Raw genomic sequence first — 21897 nt, 5'->3', positions numbered from 1 at the left:
CCTGAGATCCTTCTTTGCGATAAGTGATCGCCCCCTTTCCTATTTTTTTGCTTCGATCTCCCCTTTAACCCTAGATATGAATTCACCTGTATTTAAGACCGTTAAGCCCTTTTTACCCTTCTCCCTTAATGATACGGACCCCTCGGCGGCCTCTTTCTCTCCGACAACGAGCATGTAGGGTATCTTCTCGACCTCGGCGTCCCGGACCTTCTTCTCGAGCCGCTCATTCCTGGGGTCGAGCGTGACCCGTATATCGCTGGAGGCGAGCGCCTTCTCCACGGACCTGGCGTATTCCAGCGCCTTATCTGAGACCGGTATTATAACACATTGGGTCGGCGCAAGCCATAACGGAAATGCTCCGGCATAATGTTCTATCAAAGCCCCCGTGAAGCGCTCCAGGGAGCCCAGGATGACCCTGTGTAGCATGATCGGGCGGTATTCCTTGCCGTCCTCGCCGATATACTTAAGCTCAAACCTCTGCGGGAGCGCGAAGTCGCACTGTATCGTGGCGCACTGCCATTCGCGTTTCAGGGCATCTTTAAGTTTGATGTCTATCTTCGGTCCGTAGAAGGCGCCGTCGCCGGCATTGACCTCGTATTTTAATCCCTTTTTGTTCAAAGAGTTCACAAGGGCCTTCTCCGCCGCCTCCCAATCTTCGTCCGACCCTATCGATTTCGCGGGCCGGGTCGAAAGCTCGACCGCAAAATCTTCGAAACCGAAGACCTTAAGCGTGTCGACCACAAAATCGATGACCTTTATTATCTCATCCTCCGCCTGTTCCCTGAGGCAGAATATGTGCGCGTCATCCTGGGTGAAGCCCCTGACGCGGAGAAGCCCGTGGAGGACACCCGACTTCTCATTGCGGTACACGGTGCCCAGCTCGAAGTACCTTAACGGCAGGTCCTTGTAGCTCCGCATCTTCGATTCATAGACGAGTATATGGCCCGGGCAGTTCATCGGTTTTATGGCATACTCCTGCCCCTCTATCTTGAAGATATACATATTCTCTTTGTAATACCCGTAATGGCCGGACCTGATCCAGATGTCGCTCTTCATGATGTGAGGCCCGACGACAAGTTCGTAGCCCCTCTTCAGGTGCTCTCTCCTGATATACTCTTCTATGATCATCCTGAGCAGCGCGCCCTTCGGATGATAGAGGACGAGCCCCGGCCCGACATCCTCCTCAAAGCTGAATAGCCCGAGCTGTTTGCCGAGGACGCGGTGATCGCGCTTCTTCGCCTCTTCTATGAGCGCCAGATGGACCCTGACCTCCTTATCGGTCCCGAACGCCGTGCCGTATATACGCTGGAGCATCGGGTTCGTCTCTATGCCGTGCCAGTACGCCCCGGCTATGGAGAGGAGCTTGAAGGCCCTGATCTTCCCGGTCGACTCTATATGCGGACCGCGACAGAGGTCGACGAAGTCGCCGTCCCTGTAGATACTGACCTTCTCGTCCGGTATCCCCTTTATCAGCTCGACCTTGTAGCTCTCGCCCATCTTTTCGAAGAGCTTTACCGCCTCTTCCTTTTTCAGCTCCTCGCGTTCGAATTTGTAGTCCTTCTTCACGATCTCGCGCATCTTCGCCTCGATCTTTTCGAGGTCTTCGGGCACGAACGGTTCCGGCTTATCGAAATCGTAGTAGAAACCGTCCTCTATCGACGGCCCTATACCGAGCTTCGTACCGGGCCACAGGCTCTTAACGGCCTGTGCCATGACGTGCGATGTAGAATGTCGTAATGTGTTTAAATCCATCTGTATTCTCTTTCTTTAATTTAATAAAATGCGGGTGGTGCCGGAAGAGGGGGTCGAACCCTCATGCCCTTTGGGGGCGAGGGATTTTAAGTCCCTTGCGTCTGCCAATTCCGCCATCCCGGCCGTGTATATTATGTTATTCTATAATTACCATATATAAATATCAAGAAGAAAAAGAGTGGGCAGATTTTTTGCCAACACCTCTTACATGGCCGCGAGGCCAGGGGCTTCGCCTAATTTTGCTTTCAAGAGTATTTAAGGTTATCTTGGTTATGTCTTTGTCTTTTCTGAGTTTTACGAGTTCGTTTGGTGCACTTGAGAGGTAACTATATTATTCGCAAAATTTATACGGCTCAACCCCATGGCCTCGCGGCCATATGCGATGAGAGTCAAAAAATCTTGTATAGTGGCACAGGAAAACATAGTAAAATTTTTACGGGTGACGCGACCGAGCCTTTTGGAGTATAGGGCACTACGGCGCCTAGAATCCACGATCTGTCATTGATACGCCTCGAGAGCGTTGAATGCCCTATAGAAACAAAAGGCGAGGGAGCGGCAGGACCCGGAAAAATTTTATTGAGCGGAATAGGCATTAGGCTGACGTGGCGACGATGAGCTGCATGTCGCGCCACTCTTTGAGGCTGCCGTAATCGATCGGGCGGATGCGGAGCGGTTTAAGGAGGTTATTTATGAAGTCGTTCATGCTGGCGGGCGGGATATACCCCTCTCCCGCGACCTTCTCCAGGAGGTCTTTTATGCGGGCGAACGACCCGTCCCTTGCATCCTGGTCATCCGTACCGTACCAGAACGATACCTCTCTCGCCAGCGCTGCGCGGAGCATTATGTCAGGGTATGCGAGGTCCGTATACGCGTCGGGGACGATCGTATACCCATTCTTTTCGGCGTAATCACCCTTGGCCTGCGCGGCCATCTTCATCCCCTCTTCCATCTCGGGGGTGAACGCCACTATGCGGCCCGGCGTGCCGGCGGGGGATCTTGCGAGCTCCGAATCTAGGGACTCTTTTGCGTATTGCATGGCCTTCGTATAATTCTCAAGCGTCTTCACCGGATCGTTAATGTATATCTCAAACCGTATTATCTGCTTATTATCGTCTCTCTTACCGAAACCGTTCTGGGCGAGCCCCATGCTCAAGCCGTTGAAGAACTTCACCCCGTCCGCTCCGGCAGGCACGCCTACCACCGTCTTAACTATCGCATCCCTCCGTTCGGTCTTCGGGAACGCCTGCGCGACGACGGCAGCGCGATCGCTTATCTCCCTGTCCGGAACCGATAAAGTGCCACCGGGCGCCGGGGTGGCGATCGGCCCTTCGGCGGCGCCGAGATTAGGGTCATATGCTGAGGCCATATCTTCGGAATGCCTGTTCAGCAGGATTTCGGCCAGGCGCGCGCTTCTCTCCCCAAGAGGCGGCTCTATACTGATGCCTCCGGGGACGGCGTTGTCCAACCTGACCTCCTCCGGGGACGGCATATACTCAAAGTCGGCGGCCTTTTCAAGCACATCGAGCGATCGGTACGGGTCATATCCTGCCCATGCCATCAGCTCCAGCCCCGCCTCATCGGCCATATGTTCTCTGTTCCTCAATGCTTCGGACATCCTCGTCCTGAACTCTCCTCCGCGCCTTTCCATCTCTTCGAATATGCTCATCTTGAATTTCTTCTGCCGCCATTCGTGGTCACATTCGTGGGCCACCAGCCACGCCAGCTCCTCTTCATCCAATGCTTCAACGAACTCTAACGAGAAACCCAGGATCCCTCTATATGCTTTGCCGGGGGGGCCTTCCTGCCTTACGGTCAATGTCAATATGGGCATCCTTCGTTGCAGTTCCCCGCGGGCGGCATCCACATCCTTCGATAATCCGTCATAATCCGCTTTGTGGTTTTGGGCCGCATCGAATATCTTGCTGAATATGCGATTGACGCGGTTCTGCATTATCATAAGGCGCGTCCTGGCCGGCAGGTCCCTGTACAGCCCCTCTATCGACGGCGCCTCTCTGTGCCATGCGGATGCCAGATCTCCAGTCGTCCGGCCGCGAAGGCCTTCTCCGTCCACAGAGAGATCGTCTTCTATGGGCGAGGTGGAATGGCGTATTAGAAGATCGCGCATCCCGGCAGGCTCAAGGCCCAGCGCCATCCTCAGCTTCTCCCATTTGGTGATCTCGAAGTATTCATGCGCTATCACGTTGGGATTCTCCGCGAAATCGGCATCGATCCAGACGACCGGCATGCCGTATGACCTTCCCAATCCTATGTGCGCGAACTGGCCGTTATAGACTAGCAGCCCTCTTATCGGTATGATAACTATCTCCTCACCCGCCGGCGTCTTCAGGGTTTCACCCGTCGGTGAGGTCATTTTTTTGAACTCTCCGGCCGCGACCATTGCATCCAGCTTTGCCCTGCGTTCAGCTACAGTATTTGTCCATAGCCCGGGATAATTGGACCTGATGTTCCTGTAGATATATGTATTCACATCGCCCTGGTCGCGGGACGCATACATCCCTGCCGCCAGATTCTCGTCAGGACCCTGCGGCGCGGCGGATACGGCGGGCGCACTTCCTGCCGGCAGAGGGATCTTGCTCCATTCGGGCAGCGGCAGCTCTTCAAAAGGCTGCGGCCGGTTCAGGGGGATGGATAAAAATTCATCCCCGGTATTCTGCGCCTCTTTATATCTATAGCGGCTCTTCACACCGACGATCTCTATGATACCCGGGTCGAGTATCACGGGTACGACCACGCCCTTATCCGACCTCATTATCACGCAATCGTACCCCGCATCTCTCAAGATACCGGTGAATATCCTGGAGAACTCCGCCCTGTCAGAAGCCATGGCGGGGTCTATCCCCTTTGATCTTGCCGCATCCTGGGCCTTTCTTAAAAGCCTCCCGTATTCTGTCCCTTCATCCAACGGGTTATCCCCGTCTGCGTCATCCAGCGGCCTCTTCACATTCGCCCTGATCTCCAATATGACCCGCTCCGTAATGCCTACTTTATGGAATTCCTGCCTCATCAGCCTCTCCGGCGAACAGTATATCCCGCTCGGCTGGTTGAATACTATCCTGTGGCTGCGCACTTCGGGATCGAAATGGCCCTGCTGCCAGATCCTCTCTGCGTTAGCCGGGGTCGTGTCATGGAACAGCTTCAGGCGTACCGGTCCGTCGGGCAGTCTTTTGCCGGTGATCTCTACCGAACTATCCGCCGCCGGTGCAGGCACTCCCTGGCCGCTAAGATGCGCGTATTTGACCCCTATCCTCTCCCATCTCTTTTCGTACTTCTCGACCTTCTCCTCCGGTAAAGGCAGGCCGATCGCCTTAAGCCTCTCCCTCTCGGCCGGACGGGGGGAGAGCATGGAAATATCCTTGACCTCTTCGTTGTCAAGCACCCCGCTATCCAGCTTAAAGACGTAGGTCTCCACAATATCTACGGGGATCGACCCTTTGACCTCCCATTCGCCCGTACCTACCTCCACACCGGGCTGGATCCATACCCTGCCTTCAAGCATCATCTCTATAAGAGTTCTCGCCTTGACCCGGTAGACGGCCGGCCCCTTGCGGTCACCGAATTCCGGAGGGGCGATATATTTATTTATCAAAACCCTTTCCACGTAACCGGGCGATGCCACTATGCTGAATGACCTCCCTTTATCCGAAGTCATAGAAAACCTTTCGGGATAATTGAAGTCGCCTCTGGTGACGGCTTCCATGCCTACGAACTCCGCCGTAATATGGTAAATATACGCACCCTCGTCCAGGAAGAGCGGCAGGGCATAGATCAACATTTCGCTGGCCCCTTTTGCCCTGAGCGCATCGGCCAGCCCTTCAATGCGTTCTCCGGGAACTGCCCCGGTCTGCCTTAGCGAAGCCGCCAGGCGGGAGTTGAATTCGGCCAGTCTCTCCGGATTATCCTGCAGGGCCTTCCTGATCACATCGACCTGACCCGGAAGGCTATCTGTGGTAACGATAGCTACCAGGTCACTTATTGGCACATCTGGGTCCTGCGCGTATCTTGCCAGACCCTCCGGGCTCATACCCCCGCCCATGGGAGGCAGAGGCAACTCTTCGCCGGCCTGCGGCGCGGCGGGCGGCTGCGTGATCTCTCCCCCGGGCCGCGCGGCTTCTATGATCTCGCCGGGAGTGAACTCCCTGAACAGCATTGTTCTTTTATCAAATATGAATATCCTCAATATGCTCGCGGGAGGGATGTCCGCGTTCACCGCAAAGATGCTGTGCTTTGTATCCACTTTCGACATGTCGATCTTTGTCCTGTCCACCTGCACGACGATGCTCAGGAAATTCTCCCGGGGATATGGATATCCGGAAAATTCATGCGGCTCGAATGCATAACCGATGGTAAAGTGGGGCCGCGGATCGAAATCTGCGACCCTATCCCCCGTGTCCTGATATCTCAAACCGTTCCTTGCTATGTTATTCAATGTTTCTAAGGTCAGGCGCATGCCGCGATAAACAAATCTATCTTCGTCGGAGATCATGCCCGACCTTTCCGCAAGCTTCCTGGAACTACCGATCTTATCATATATCTCATCGGCTTCCGGCTCATCTTTGAATATGCCATTTCGTAAGATCAAGGCCCGGGCCACGGGCGCATTCCCTGCCGGCGGGAGCGTTGCCGCAAGGACCATGAATTTCAAAGCGTTCTTCAGACCGAGCATTGCTTCATCCGGCGCCATTGACGCACTTGCCGTTTCCCACCTCATCTTCTCAGGCGGTATAACTTCACCGGACCTATCAGCGGTATTTATACGTATCCATATCCATCTTGACACGTCGCCGAATGTAAGATGGATGCCGACTATGCCATTAACCGGATCTACGTTTATATCGTCATAATAAATATCTTTGAAGCCGGCTATAGGAGCGAGAGATTCGCACGCCTTCTCTTTATTACCGAGCAATGTCTTGAAAGCGCCGGCCACCATTCTTTGCGCATTCGCCTGCGGCGCCCCTTCGCCTTCTTCTGCTTCTGAAATAAGCGCCGTCACTTCAAACGCGGAATACTCATCCTGTAAGCGGCTATCCATATTAACATTATCCCGCGCGTTCAGTATGTGCCGTCCTTCATGACCTATCTTATACGCAAGCGATGACACCTTCTCTCCCGATGGCCTCTCCGGCCTGAAGGCGCGGCTATCTACTACTATCACCCCAAGGGCCTGGAAGGTAAGGGCAAAACTGTCGGCCTGATCTTCAGGTATGCCCAACCCTTCGACGAATAAGACCGGGAACGGTTTGCCGCGTTTTTCGGGCCACAGTTCTTTACCGAGCTTCCTGCCGTATCCGATCAATCTATCGTATCCTGCCGACACCAATGCGCGATATGCGTCGCTATTCGAGAATTCTATAGCACCTTCTATATCTGCCGGCGTCAGGGATGAACCCATCATCATGTTGATACCATCCGCGATCTCCGCGGAAAGTCCTGCCGGCACCTTCGGCGCATCGAGGACTGCGGGTGCTGCTCTTTCCGTAACCGCGGGTTCCGGCGCTGCAGGAACCATTCTATCGGAAGATAATGTTGCCGCGGCAAGGGCAACGACCGCCGCCTTTGCGCCCATCTTCAAGAAATCCCTGCGCGACATGCCGGCGCCGGGAAGAGCCGCGGCGACCTCCCTGTTGAATTCCGCGAGAAGCGCGGTGGCATGCGCGGCGTCATACCTCTCGAGTTCCTCCCTGACCATTGCGACATATCCTTCATCGTTGAGACCGTCCACACTTACCGCTTTAATGAGGTCTTCCACCTTCAGGGTGCCTCTCTCCAACCCGCTCCTTATCTGCTGAGGGCTCATCCCGCCGCCCATCGGAGGAAGTTTCTTGCCGGCCCGGCCGGTGCCCTTTTCCAGATTAACCCATCTCTTTTCGATCTCTTCTCTCTCAGACATTGAAGGCGGGTTTTCTGCCGTGCTGGCCTTCTCGGGGCTGAAGGAACTGAGCAATAATGGGTGGAGGCGCGCGCCGTCGACTTCCGAGAGAGGGATCTCGTACATATCTACCATCCCAAGCGGTATCTTCCCCTTCACCTCGTATTCACCCACCAGCATCTCAAGGCCGGGCTTTACCGAAATATCTCCCCTCTTCATCAATGCGATTATATCCTTTATTGCGATCCTGTATATAACGGGATTGCCGCCGGCCATGTTCTTTGGGCCATGTTTTATCGCCCGCTGTATATACGTATATGACATAAGAAGATGGGATGAGAACGATCTCCCGTTTCGTGTATCATTGATAGAATATCTGCCTTCATCGGTCTCATTAAAATATCCGCCTGCTATCCCCCTCTCGCCCAACGACCTGAGAGTGACATGATAAAAATATGAGACCCCCTGTTCCTTCATGAGTTTTTCTAATTCCCGTATCGTACGCGTTGTCGCGGCCGGCGTCCCTGCTGAAGGATGATAATAATTGGCGATCAGACCATCAAATTCCGGTAGAAGCGTCGTGCCGCGCACTGCATCGTGTCTCCCCAACTCACGCCGGACCATGGCCACATACCCTTCGTCATTCAAGCCGTCTACTATCACAGCCCTGACCATATCTTCCAGTTTGAGGGTACCATTCTCGAGTCCGCTCCTTACCTGCTCCGGGCTCATACCCCCGCCCATGGGATGGAGCGGCGTGTACCATTCGACACGTGATCCGTTCAAGGATCTGGGGTCGACAAAGGTGAATACGTAACCGGACGCCCCTTCGGAAATGGTCATGGTGAAATGGTCTCTTGAGAGATCGCCGTCCGCCATCGTTATCTTTGAACCTATCGACCTTCCTACGGTGATAGCCTCCCCCATTGAGAACGATATGGGCCGGTCCTCTTTCAGCATCATCCTCTTCTCTAAAAAGATATCGCTTCGCACCCTTCCCTCTTCAACCCAGAATTTATAATAGAAATTCCCCGCCTTCACCCAGATGTCTCCGGCGAACGGCCGATCCCTGACCCCTCTCTCCGTCGAATCTTTCGTCACTTCGAATGCCTCATGCATAAGAGGCCCGGCAAAGAAGCTGTGCCTCTCTGCTGCGGGCGGCTCCACGGCCACAGGGGCAGGGGCTGGCACCGGCGCCGGTAAAGGCGTCATCTTCCTGCCCCGGACGAACGTACCGTTATCAGAACCGAGATCGTGGACGAATACCCTACCCTCCGGAGTTATGTGTATGGCCGCGTGCCTTCTCGATACGGATGCATCGTTCAGGACTATGCCATTTTGCCCGGCCCGTCCTACGTCGTATTGCCTGCCGCGCCCGAGCTCATGCCCGCCAAGATAGAACTTGCCGCCCTTTCCCGAACTCAAGGTCATCGTGACGTTCCCGAATTTCACCTTCTCTCCGGACATGAGTTCGTTATCGCTCACTCTCTGTCTGACCCTGAAGAACCTCCATGCGGATCCCGTGACATAAAGCGATACCGCGATGATAGAGAGCGGTATATTAGCGCTGACAAGGCCGGCCAGCAGAGTGTACCATCCTGCCTCGACCAGCAATTCATCCGGCAACGATCCCACGCCCGGCAGGGCCTTAGAGCCCTTAAGCTCCGGAGCGGGCAGGAGACGCGTACGGCCGTTGATAAAGGTCCCGTTCAGCGAACCCCTATCGTAAACGAATATGCGGCTGTCCCCGGTGACAAATATCGTGGCGTGATCCCTGGAATCCTGGCTGCCATACAGATGAATATCATTCGATCTGCCCCGCCCAACATTATACTGTCTCTTCGGTTCCAGGCGATGCGAACCCAGATATATGCCGTCCGCCTTCCCTCTCTTCAGCACCATGCGGACATCGCCGAATGTTATGTCATCCCCTAAGATCACTTCATTATTGCTCATTCGGACCGTCCGGTCCGGACGCCTCAGGACCAGTACCGCCCCGAGCGCGCCGCCGATACCGACGAAGGCTGCAAAGATCATACTTCCTGAGACGATAAGCGTCGCGGCAGATACGGCGACTATGGAAAGGCCGATCGGTATCGCCAGATTGGCAGAGCCGGCATCCAAACGATTTATCGAATTTATAAGTGCCGTCGTCTCATCTATCACCGATTGGAGGTACCCCAGGATCCGTGCCCTTTCTGCCTCATCCAATTCTGTGACAGAGAATCTCTCTTCCAGACGATCCCGCATATCGGTGGAGAGTCCTCTTACGGTATCCATCGCATCCAGCACGATATCCATCCTCATCAACCCTGCCATGTCATGCGATATAATCCGGGGATTGCTCCATAGGGTTTCATCCGATGTCCAGAAATCTGCCCACTCGATCGTACTCCTTACGACTCTATTCACATCGGACCTGAATATATCGGTCCATTCGATAAGATCTTCATCTCCGGTCTCGACAGACGAAAGCGCGTTTATAACCTTTTCTGTGGCAGTTACGATCTTTTTAATCCTATGTTTCATAAGACGGACATGGCCCACCCAGACCTTCTGTGAAGGGGCCGGCCTATATTGTTCTGCCTCATCCGATACGTTAATCCCTCCCATCCGCATCGATTCCTGCGCTCTTTCGATCTTCTTCCGCATGGTCTGCGCCAGCACGCCGAGCGCTACGCCCGTAAACTCTTTGTCCAGTTCATCATCCGTGTAATTTTCCTTTAGAAGTCTGGAAATATGCCGGATCTTGTCCAGGGAGGTCAATTCAACTAAAAGGCCTTCGGGCAGGTCGGCCTCTGATATCCCCCTATCCACGCACCTCCCGGCCCTACCGAACATTTCAGCCGCCATTGCGCCGCCCCTCTCGCCTTCATCCTGCGGCATATTGAGTTCAAAAGCCCAGAAAGACGCAAGGCCGGCGTCTCTAAAGAACCTCTCGGCCGTCCCCACATCCGTTATTTCAGAGATCCGTTCGACCATCCTGTTCCTTATATCGATCCTTCGCTTGACGTTCTCCCTGAACGCATCGAGCAGCTGTTGCGGCGTCCATCCCGTCCACCCTGCCCATCCGGCCCTTACCGGATTCATACTGTCCGCCGTCAATTTGATAAGATAACGTGTTTCGATAGCGTCTGTGGTGGCAAGGCCCGCTTCTCTTTCCCACCATCCTATCTTCTTAACAGCATTATAGACATCCCTGATCGTCTTCCCCTCCGCCACAAAGCGCGATAGCTCTCTTTCCACTATCGCCGCCAATTCGGCGGCAGGACGTCCTTTCCCGAGCGGTGCCGAGACCACCTTTACGATTTCGAGGTCTATAAATAGAATTACTGCCCCCAGCGCGGTGACGATCCCGACGGTAAGCGCTCCTGCAATACCTGCGACGTAGAAGGCCGCTGCCAGTGCCCCCAGCGCCGTGATCCCATAGGATATTTTAAGACGCGCCAGTCGTTTAACGATTTCTTCGGCTGTAGGGGCCCCCTCCTCGTCTGCCATATCGACTATCTTTATGCCTTCCCTGAATATAAAAAGGAACAACCCCCCCAGCGCGGCGGTGATACCGACGGTAAGTACCCCTGAGATACCTGCGAAGTGGTAGGCCGCTGCCGCCACTGTCAGCGCCGTTACGCCTGATATCACCTCGAGGTGGCCGAACCCTGCTATCCCTGAACGCGCCTTTTCAAACAGCCGTCCATTTATAAGATCATCTGCTATACCGCTGCCGCGCGAGGTACCGCCATGGTTGAGCCACTCAACCATCCTGTCATACAGGCTCCTATAATTATAGTCACCCGGGGTCGCTGATATGATATCGCCGTCTGCCGTAAAGAGCGAGATCGCGTTTGTCTCATTATCATAGATCAATTGTTCGCCGGTACGGCTGAGCGCAAGATGCGAAGGCCCTGTCTCTACCCCTATATCGGCATAGTCTGTACCGGCATTCAGAGTAAAAGATCGGTAAGTTTCTACGACGTTCCCTTCCGCATCCCGCACTACGACATTTTCACCGTCTTCACCGTCCGGTACGCGCTCAAAAGCATATGTCGAGGGCTTACCATCTTCGCCATATACGGTCTGTTCCGCTATCTCCCTGTCAGTACCTGTATCCGCATATCTGGTCTCTACACTAATGCGCCCCTCTTCATCATACTGCCGCGTATAGCCCCCTCCGTGCTCCAGCATAATATTGCCTGTATTTTTGTCATAATAAGTGCGTACGCCCGTGTATCTATCAATAACACATATAAGCATCCCATTTTTATAAAAATATGAATATCCGTTAATCGTATCGTCATAATAAGTTGTGCCGCTGTACGATCCATCTGCAACTGCGTCTTTTGCTTCGCCTGCCCGTCCGGCCCCTTTTGGTTTTCCGCTATCCTCTTCATGCTCTCCTATACTTATTTCCATTTTTTGTATCAAGAGCGCTATCTCGGCTCTGGATATGGGTTTTGCCTCTGACCCGGCCGCTTGATGCGCAGGCATGTCTTCCTTAGGAAGCGAGACGGTCGATGGCGCACTTAAAGGGCTTGCGGTCGCCTGTACGACCTGCGGCGCCGGCATCACCCCTTCCGCCGGAGGTGCCAGATGCGAAACGAACGACATGATCGCTATTCCTATTGCCGCGATACCTAAATACACAACGCCTCTATTCGAAAACCATCTCGCGCCCTCTCTGCCGCCCGCCTTCCGCGCGGCTAACCATCCTGCCGTTAATATCGCTATGACCGTTACGCCCAATGCCGCCAGCGCCGTCCATTCCCATGGCGCTATAGCGCTTACGCCTGTAACCGTCCTGGTGACCGCGTCTTGCGCTATGGTCGCGGCATCCGCCCTGGGCGTACCGAAAAGAATAGCCGCAACGCCGACCATGACAGAAGGCGCTATGAACCTGTTTATAGCCCGCGGCGCGGGCGCGGCAGCTCCGCCGCGGCGGAAGAGATCGCCCGGCAGCGGGACGTCGCTCATGGTTTCCGCCAGGGCCTGCCTGAATTCCGCCGTGCCCGGCTTCAGCTCTTCGGGCAGGTACTTGCCGTTGATGATGATCCTGAGCTTATCGCCCCTGCCTCGGTCCAATTGTATATCCGTAGTCGGCCTCTCTAGCGTTCCTAACTTCTTGACCACTTCTTCGATATCCGAGATTATAGTCGGTATATGATACGTGTCTCTCACCCATGCTGATATGACGCTGAGATGGACCTGCGGATGCCTGTCGGAAAATTCTGCAATGAGTTTCGCGTTCTTAATATTATCTATCGCGTCTTCTACCGCGTCTTTTATGGCGCTTTCCGCATCGCCCATCTTTTTTATGGCCCTTTCAGAGATGTCACCGGACAATTTACCGGCCGCATTTTGCGTTATCCCCGACACCATCAGGGTGCCGTGTCCGTTATCGGACAATACCAGGATTATGGTACCTTCCATGCCTGCATCGATCACGCTTAGGGCGTTTTTGGCGGCATTAGAAAGGGCGGCCATATCATGAGTCGCCACGGCCTCGGCCGATATGCGCCATCTTATATTAGGGTATCTCTTCTCCATCTCTTCAAAAGCCGTTTCCAATATACCCAGCTTCTTTTTGTAGCCCGCTATGCTGCCGACAAGGGCAGATGCCTGCCTCTGGATCCTTTCGTCCCGCGCCCTGCCCGCGGTTCTGGCGACGTATTCCGAGGCATAATCAAGGTTACTCCGCATACTGCATAGGTCATCCATGGAAAGCGGGACAAGATAAGTACTGTTGACATTTATTCCGGTCCCGCTATGTCTCTCCTCGAGCCACTTTCTGAATGTATCCGCATCATCGTTACTCATGATATCTCTCAGGCCGCGGTCTTTTTCCAAAAACCATCTGAGCGCCCCCACTCTTTCCCGAAGATAATCGACCCCCATATACTTCTCTTCTATCCTGAGACGATGCTTGGTAGACGCTGTTATTTCGTTATCATCGCTGAAATAGACAAGGTACCTGGCGCCGCCTGCGCCCTGCTCCATAAAAAGGCGGGTGACGAATAGCACCTTTTCGGCAAGGATACCGTCCGTATCTGCCAACCAATGGAGCGAGCCCGTGCAGTATGCCGCATACGTCTCGGCAAAATCCTCCGATGCGGAAGTTTTGGCGTATGCTGAGACGTAACCGGCGTCACTATCCCCGCTTGCCCTGTGCAGCGCATTCCACTTCATCTTCTGCCCTGCGCCCAATACGGCGGCGTTGACGTGATGGCCTATCTCATGATAGACGACGCTGCCGTCTTCGACCCTGCCCTCCCTGATCCTGACCGTGTCGGTTAAAAAACGATACGTCCCGGCCGAATCGTTGGCCGTTTCGAACGCCCCGAGCGCATCATAGGGCAGGACGGATATGCGCTCAAGCCCTTCGGTGTGCCCTGCCGGCAGGTTATTCAGATAGCGCCCGACATAACTGCCCACCTCGTCCCGTACCGACCTGGCCGGGTCGAAATATACCCTGATCCTGGCGCCGTGCGCGTCTATTGTAGTGACATCTGAGCGGGCCATGAAACTCACCGCTTTCCACTCCGCGGCCCCGATAAAGACGATGAGGACCGCGAGGAGCTTAATGACATCGCGTGAGTTGAAACGCCCAAAAGACCTGAGCGACCTGATTGCCCTGACCGATCCGTCCCGCATTATCACCATGGCCGTATTGGCAACCAACTTTGTAATGCCTGCTACCCCTAACAGGTAGAAAACCACCTTCGACAACCCGGTTTCGCGGGACATGTCCAGCACCAGCGAAAGCATGGGCAGGTTCGGCTCGAGCAGGCTCAGGACCGTGGGGATGACCGCCAATACAGCCAGGAAAAGGATATTCATGGCCGCGTTGCGCATATACACTTTTGACGGCGCAGGTTCGGGCACCAATAGGATCACCTTCTCTCCTGCCTTCGCGCGCCCCGCGTATTTTAAGAAGAGTATGATTGCGATCGTGCCGCCAATCCCGACGGCGAGCGCCGCGGCGATGCCTGCGGCGTGGAAGGCGGCCGCTGCCGCTCCCAGTATCGTGACGCCGGTCATGACCTCGACCATGCCGAAACCTGCCTGCGCGGAGAACGGAACAGGGGCAATAACGGCATAATTATCTCCCCGGCTCCTGTCAAAGACCGTCCTCTTTGCCTCTTCCTCTATGCTCCTGGTCATTGTTTTATAAGGCCTGCCGAGACCGGTACCTTCGGAAACAGAAACAGACAAAAGGACGGCATCATCTGTACGGGGCATCGAGAGGATATTGCCCCTGAACGCGTTAGCGGTCTTTTCTCTTTTAGTCCTGTCTTCTATCTCGTCGATCCGTTCCATGATATTGGAAACATAAATAACGGACGCCTTCAATCCGTGATCCGACATATAGCGCGCTATCGGGCTTATCGACGCTGCGTCCGCCCAATCGGCCGTTACACCGTAGATTCTGCCCTCCGAGGTCATCTTTCGTATCCTGGCGAAATTCCTTTCGCTTGACAGCCAGCTGTCGCCGCGATCCATATTTCTCACCATGGAGGAGAGACCGAAGCCTCCCGGCGCATAAAGTTCCCAGAATGTGCTTGCCTGTCCGGCTAAATGAGAAGGGAATATCCCCTGTATCCTGCCCCAGAGTTCGTTTCTGAACGCGGCCGTCCTGTCCTTTTCCGTGAATGCCCTGCCTGAGATATAGGATTCGATATGAGAAAGGTCGGCATCCCTGAGCATTTCCAGTTCGGTCTCATTTAATCGTACGCCGGCAAGAAAACCGAGATATTCCGCGCGAGACCTGGCCATGGCAATAAGGACCGCCCTTATAGGCATGAATATTTCGGTTACGAAGGGGTTGCTGTCTACGATAAGGGCCTGTTCAAAATCGCCGTAGCAAAGCCGCGAAAGGTTCTGCCCTCCGTATGCGACGCCGATATAAACGCCTTTCTTGCCCCGCATTTCGTTTAATGAGACGCCCCAGTCGGGCTCGTTAGTCCCGAACCACTTCCCTGTCTGTTCAAGCAGCATCTTGTCCGCTGCCGGATCGGCGCCATAATCATGCCCTCCAAAACGCTTTACAAGGTCAAAATATCCGATGGGGTCCCAGGTCATACTGCTCTGGGATGTCCCCTTAGTAGATGCGGTAACGGCCGGAGACACTGAAATATTGCGGCTGAGGTATCTGAACAAGAGCACTGCTGCGAGCGCGCCGCCTATCCCGACGGCGAGCGCCGCGGCGATGCCTGCGGCGTGGAAGGCGGCCACTGCCGCCCCCAATACCGCAATGCCTGTCATAACTTCAAGACCGCCGAATCCTGCCTCGGGTGAAGGCGTGGTTTTGATCATTTTCGGTTTTACATTTCTTGTCTTCGCCTTTTGCGCCGAAGTAACGCTGTATTGATATAGTGGATGATAGGTCCTCCGGTCCACTCTTACCTTACCCCCGGTTACGTATTCACTTATTATATAATCCTGCACCTTGTCCCTGTTCGATAGGCCTCCTGCTTCTGTAGTGATCAATAACTCATAATCGTTCTCTGCCGTAATTTTGCCGTCCTGATCCACGATACGCGCTTTGGTGAAACTGAATATCTCGGCCATGATATGGTCTACGAGCTCATTTCTCTTTGTGTCATCAAGGCCGCACATCAGCGCTTCTGACGGGTCAAAACCGAGCATTATCAATTTATTGCCTTGTATATTGAACAGGACAGAACCCGCAAGCTCTCCGTTACTTAATATAGTGACGACAAAAAGGTCCGGTCGCGCTATATCGTAAGGGCGGTCTCCGAAACACGTCCCCGAGTAGGCCCCCTGATAGAGGGTAAGAAGGTTCTTTGCCCTGAAAACCAGCTCTATTTTTTTGCCAGACCTTACATTACCGTCAACTGTCGTCTTTATCTTACCCTGTAATGTCTTCATCAGTTTCCATTCGGGTTTCTTCTTTAGGTTGTCGGCCAGCGCGCCAAGCCCCATTTCCTGCATGGTATCAGCAAGATGTCTGTCCGCCTCTCTCAGCATCGAAAAGATAAGGTTCCTCTCATCCGGGGAAAGCTCGGCCCCGGGAGTTATGTATTTTCGCAATAATTCCGCGCCCATGTGTTCAAAAACTTTCAGGAACAATACCGTCTTCTCTTCGTCTGAAATATCCATCCTGGTGTATAGAAAATTTTTGATATTTACTTTAGCGGTTTCGTGTCTTTTAGGATCTTCCGTATTCCACTGCGCCCGGAGGTTATCAGGTACATTATTACCGTTGAAAAACGCGGTCACTTCCGCTTTATCCCTTCCTTCCAGGGCATCAACACTCGCCTTGACGGCGGTGATCCTCGCCAGGATGGTGTCAATATCCGCTTCTCCAGCTGACCCGAAAATCGTGCTGATCATATTTTTGAATTCGATATCTAAATCGTCCGGCAGCGCCAGTTCCGTCTTTTTTGTTTCGAAATCGAACGCGCTTACATATTGAACGTTCACAGGTTGTGTGATGACTTTTCCATCGATCTCGCTCAATGTATCAGTTATACTCCTGTCTTTTGCGGTGACGTTTAGGGCCGCGGCTATATCATGAACGTCTTTCTCAAAATCCTCATCGGAAAGCATGCTGAGAAGGCCGACATACATTGAATAATCCCCGGTCTTTCCTCCATAGTACACGCTTTTTGTGAAGTTTCCATAATCCCTGTCGGCCTTGTTTATGACATTATTTATCGCCTGCCTGCGTCTATCCGCGTTCTTTATACGGTCTATAGTATTCCCGTTCTCGGCCAATCGCCCTATGTACAGATATAACCTGTATGGGCTTAATCTTTCAAGGTCCGACATGGCCAGAAATTCTACGACGATCTTGCGCCCTACCGGCCCTATGTCGCCGTGAAATCTGAGAGTAGCGCCGAGATTTGGCATAACCGTATCCAAAACTGAATATGCGCCTCTTTTTATATCATCATCTGTATCTGTAGTGGCTTCTACAAGCGCCTGCAGAGCATCGGTAGACCTTTTCGCTATCGTGCCCAATATATAGTTGGCATATTCTTGAGCCTTTTGATGGCCCGCGCCGGCAAAGGTCAGATCTACCCTGAGAAGTTCCGGGATAGCCGCCACGAGATCTGCGGATATCTCGCCCTTATTTTCTACTGCGTCGATAAACGCCTGTATGCCGACCTTATCTACCACAGGCCTTATTCTCGTAAAATAAATAGCCACTGCTGTTAAGTTGTGGGATCTGCTTAGGATAAGCATCTTGTCAAGACCGTACCGCGACATGGTATTTTCATTAATCGTTCTTATTATAGACTCGTTAAATTGGGCCTCTGGCTTCAATCTATCGCTTTCATTATTTGCTGCCACGAGGTCTTCGAAGAATACCCTTGCACCGTTAAGCATGCTATCCTCTGTGATAACCTTGCCGATGTTGAGGGTAGGTTCGAAGATATTAATGCGACGAGGGCTGCTCATATTCTGAAGCTGCTCATCATTTAATACGGCTACCGCAGTACATAAATATTCCATCCCGTATAATTCGACATATCTTGCATTTTTTTCCAGAAAATCACAGATCTTCTCAGATTGATTTGAACCGAAAAGAACGCGGCCGGAGCGCAGCACCTGCCCTAAAACAGCTATACCGTTAGTCCCATAACGATTGATAAATTCTCTATGGCGGGCAAGCCAGCTGAAGGTGTCATTAATACCAAAATTGGCCGCATTTATGATAAATATGTTGTTATTGCGCTCGGCCGATCTTATTAAATTTTCTATATCCTGTCTGCTTCTTATCGAACCTTCCAATGCGGCAAACGTCTCACAGGCTATTTTCATATTTCCGCCGGATAATCTTGTGGCTGTTTTTAACTGCTCCGCCGTTATCAGGTCTTTTTCGATAAGCCCGCGGATGCGATCAAGGTCTGCAAATAGAGCGCTTAATTCATCGGTAAAACGAGATATCCTATTCTCGATGGCCTGGAGTTCTGCGCGTTCTTTTGCCGATCTTATCTCTTCCGGTGTCATTGCAGGGCCGTACATAAAATTGTCCGGTATCATTATCCCTAACTTGGGTAAACTGGCTTCTATGATAGCCGTAATATATAGCGTCCCTGCCCTCGATTTATTAAAATCGATAAGGTCCGACAACGTGTCAGCACCCCATCGCATGGCTGCTTCACCAGAAAAAGATCTTTCTATGATGGCTTTTCGCAATTCCGCATCACCGATCGGTCGCGGAACGCTTCCCCATAATTCTCTTATCATGGCCTCATGAGGTGTCGGTGTGGCCGTCTTTTCTTCCGACGTTGCCCGGTTGAGATACCTGAATAAGAGCGCTGCTGCGAGCGCGCCGGCGATCCCGACAACGAGCGCCGCGGCGATGCCTGCGGCGTGGAAAGTCGCTGCCGCTGCCGTCAGCACCGCTACGCCTGAGATCACCTCAAGGCGACCGAACCCGGCCTGCGGCGCGGGCGGTGTCTTCTTCACAAAAAATACTGTCTCTACGGGTAACCCTTCAAATTTCGCTTGCTCATATCCGCCGCGGCCGCTAAACATCTCATCATACGCTGCCTTAACGTATCTGTCGGCGGTTCCTTCCGGGGACGTGACTGAAATGATCCCGCCCGGCTTTACCATTGAACCCAGATATCCGAATGCCGCTTGCGCACTTTGCATATCACCCGGCATCAGATACTGCAGGATATTGTGGACCAATAGCGCATCGAGAGGCGGCACCTCTGCCTGCGGATCGTCCAAAAGATCGACTTCATAAAACTTCATGATATCGTTCAGGGCCTGGGTGCGCCTTGACCCTGTTCCCGTATCTTCAAAATACCTGTCCCGTTCGGTCTCTGAGATATTGCCGAGAGCGATCTGTCGCGCGATCGAATCTGCCGGATACCTTATTCCATTATCTCTAAGCTTATCGAGCATGGGGGACGGCCTGCTCATGATATGGACTGCAAGCTTCACAGAATCCCCGGGAAGACGCCGGTCCTCAAGCATACTTCTTATCTTTCTATCAAGGGCGATCGCCACGGATACGGGTTCCTGGCCATATCCTGCCCCCACGATCCCTATATTGATAACCTGCGGCTCTTTCGTCCTCTCATATCTTTGTATGGCCCTGTCTATTATTATGGGCAACAGGGCCTCAGACATAAGAAGGAGCGGTTCTATGCGCGTCAAAAACTGTGTAAATGCATGCTCCCCCTGCATCCTCATCCTTCCCGCGCCCAACGGTTTTTGGGTTTTTTCGAGCTCTCTCATCACCGCCGGATTCAGCTGATCCGGTACCGGGAGCATGCCGGTGAGGACCGCCGGTAATGACTCTTTTATCCTGATATTCTTCTCGCCTGAAAGGATCTTGAAGTACGGGCACTCATACTCGTCGCCGGATCTGAAGTTCGGCATGATCGATACGTAGGCGATATCGTTCTTCTTGAATAGTTCTGCGAGGTTCTCGGAATGGAACCCACCGGTCACGAGGATCGCGGCCCCTGGTTTTCGGGTTACTATACCCGATACCCTATACCCTATACCCCCTAACTTAATATTCCGTATGAACGCCTCATCGCGCTTGAATGAATACTCGTAGAACTTCGCCATCTCCCGCCTATAGTTGTCGAGGTGGGCTATATCGTTGTCGAGCTTTGCCGTGATACCGCGCGCAGGCGCTTCCCGCTCGATGAACACGGCGTAGTTACGCATATCGAACGACGCCTCGTTCTTCTTGTAGTAACGGTAATCGTCCCTGGTAAGCGAGATGTCGAATATGTTCTTCGATAACGCCAGGTTCTTCGAAAGACGGCTTAAGGTCCTCTCTTCCTCGTTCCGATATAGGCCTTCCAGAAGCTTCGCTTCCAGGGCATCTATCTCTTCCATGACGCTCGGCTTATCGACCGCTTCGTACATAGAGATATAGATAATATACCTGCGGAGTTCGGGGAAGCCGTCCATGTCCAAGCCGGCGACTTTCGCCTTACCTGTGAGGTACGCGTAAAATTCCTTTTGCGATATCCTCTCCGCCTTGAATTCAACCGTCTTCACCACAAGTTCCTCGAGAGCGCTTTTCGAAAGCCGTTTCCCGAGCGCATCTATCATAACGTCGCGTTCGATATTCGCTCTTTTAAAATCGACCTTCCCCTCCTCGCCGAGCGTCCGGCTTAGGATGTAGATATTTGTAAATTGTTTTACGTTGATGGCCCTCTCTTTTGCTTTCGTTATGAGGTATGACAGGTAATCTTTGAATTCCGAATTGTGCGCCTTGTATGAGGAATATGCCAGGTCGAACTCGAGAAGCTCTTTCGAATATATCTTCGGTTTTAAGTTGTTGATGATGTGGTTGAGCGATTTAATATGCTTCTCGATCTCGGCCTTGCGGACGGCTGAACTCCTGTAGACATTGAGGTTATCGACATAGAGCCGGGCATCCTCTACCCCCCAAAGCGCTATCTTCTCCGGGTTGTTGATGGCGAAGTACTCTGCGCCGTTCACCAAACCCTCTTTCACGAAATGGTCGGTCGCCTTTTCGCGGATATCTTTGTCGCGTATATCCGTAAACGGGGACAGGTCGTAACCCATCGCCCCACCCTCGAGATTTACGGTATCTACGCCGTATTCTCTATTCAGATACTCTATTATCTCTTTTATCTTGTGCTGGGCATAATAGTTGCAGTGGGCGTCTTGGATGTGGATTATAGTATTGGGTATAGGGTATAGGGTATAGGGTTTAGGGGACCAGGAGTCGCGGATAGAACCGAGATACTGGGGTAATGAAAATGTCGAAGCGTCCAGTTCCTTCACAACGCCCGGGCCGCCGGCTCTATCAGGGCCGACGCTAGTAAGCTCTGTAGGCGTTCCGGCAGCCCAGGCCAGATCGTATGCTACAATATTAAGTAAAAACGCCCACAGGGTGACAATGGCGATCGTCACCCTGAATGGGCGTCTATTCAAGATCACATTAGGAGTACTACCAGATCTAGCGTCTGACATATCCAATAGTTTCCTTCGCTCTTTGTAAATACATAAAACAACGGATGAAAAAAATTTACCTGCCCGGATCTGCTTAACATACAGGCAAGTAATGTGCACTCTAGCGTCTTATATCATAAGTTTACCTGCTTATTATGATATAGACAAGAGGTAATATCTTGCTTTTTTATGTATTAACTATTATTAAGAGGGAATTTTGAGATATAACTATATTATAAGGCGAGGGCATTTAAGTGGTGGGGGATATACCCTCTCCCTATGAACTTATCTCTCTTTTGTGGCCCGCCTTCGCAATCAACTGTCAAACGAAT

At 52.8% G+C, this 21897-nt stretch carries 2 protein-coding genes and 1 tRNA gene; all 3 read right to left on the bottom strand.

What is annotated here, in order from left to right; all coding sequences use genetic code 11:
- Nucleotides 1-39: 39 nt before the first annotated feature.
- Complete coding sequence (thrS, locus tag WC515_03970; protein ID MFA5146513.1) at nucleotides 40-1752, bottom strand: threonine--tRNA ligase; 1713 nt, start codon at nucleotides 1750-1752, stop codon at nucleotides 40-42.
- A gap of 35 nt (nucleotides 1753-1787) precedes the next feature.
- A tRNA-Leu gene (locus WC515_03965) sits at nucleotides 1788-1875 on the bottom strand.
- A gap of 469 nt (nucleotides 1876-2344) precedes the next feature.
- Nucleotides 2345-21547, bottom strand: coding sequence for an FHA domain-containing protein (locus tag WC515_03960; GenBank protein ID MFA5146512.1), 19203 nt, complete (start codon nucleotides 21545-21547; stop codon nucleotides 2345-2347).
- Nucleotides 21548-21897: the final 350 nt, after the last annotated feature.

The sequence above is a fragment of the Candidatus Omnitrophota bacterium genome (assembly GCA_041650805.1).
Lineage (GTDB): Bacteria > Omnitrophota > Gorgyraeia > 2-01-FULL-45-10 > 2-01-FULL-45-10 > JBAZKM01.
The sequence above is the reverse complement of the archived record's forward strand: the minus strand, read 5'-3'. Positions and strand labels throughout refer to the sequence as shown.

What these genes read in the sequence shown, in the direction of transcription:
- thrS (MFA5146513.1), bottom strand. Translation starts at nt 1,752, where the DNA reads ATGGATTTAAACACATTACGACATTCTACATCGCACGTCATGGCACAG.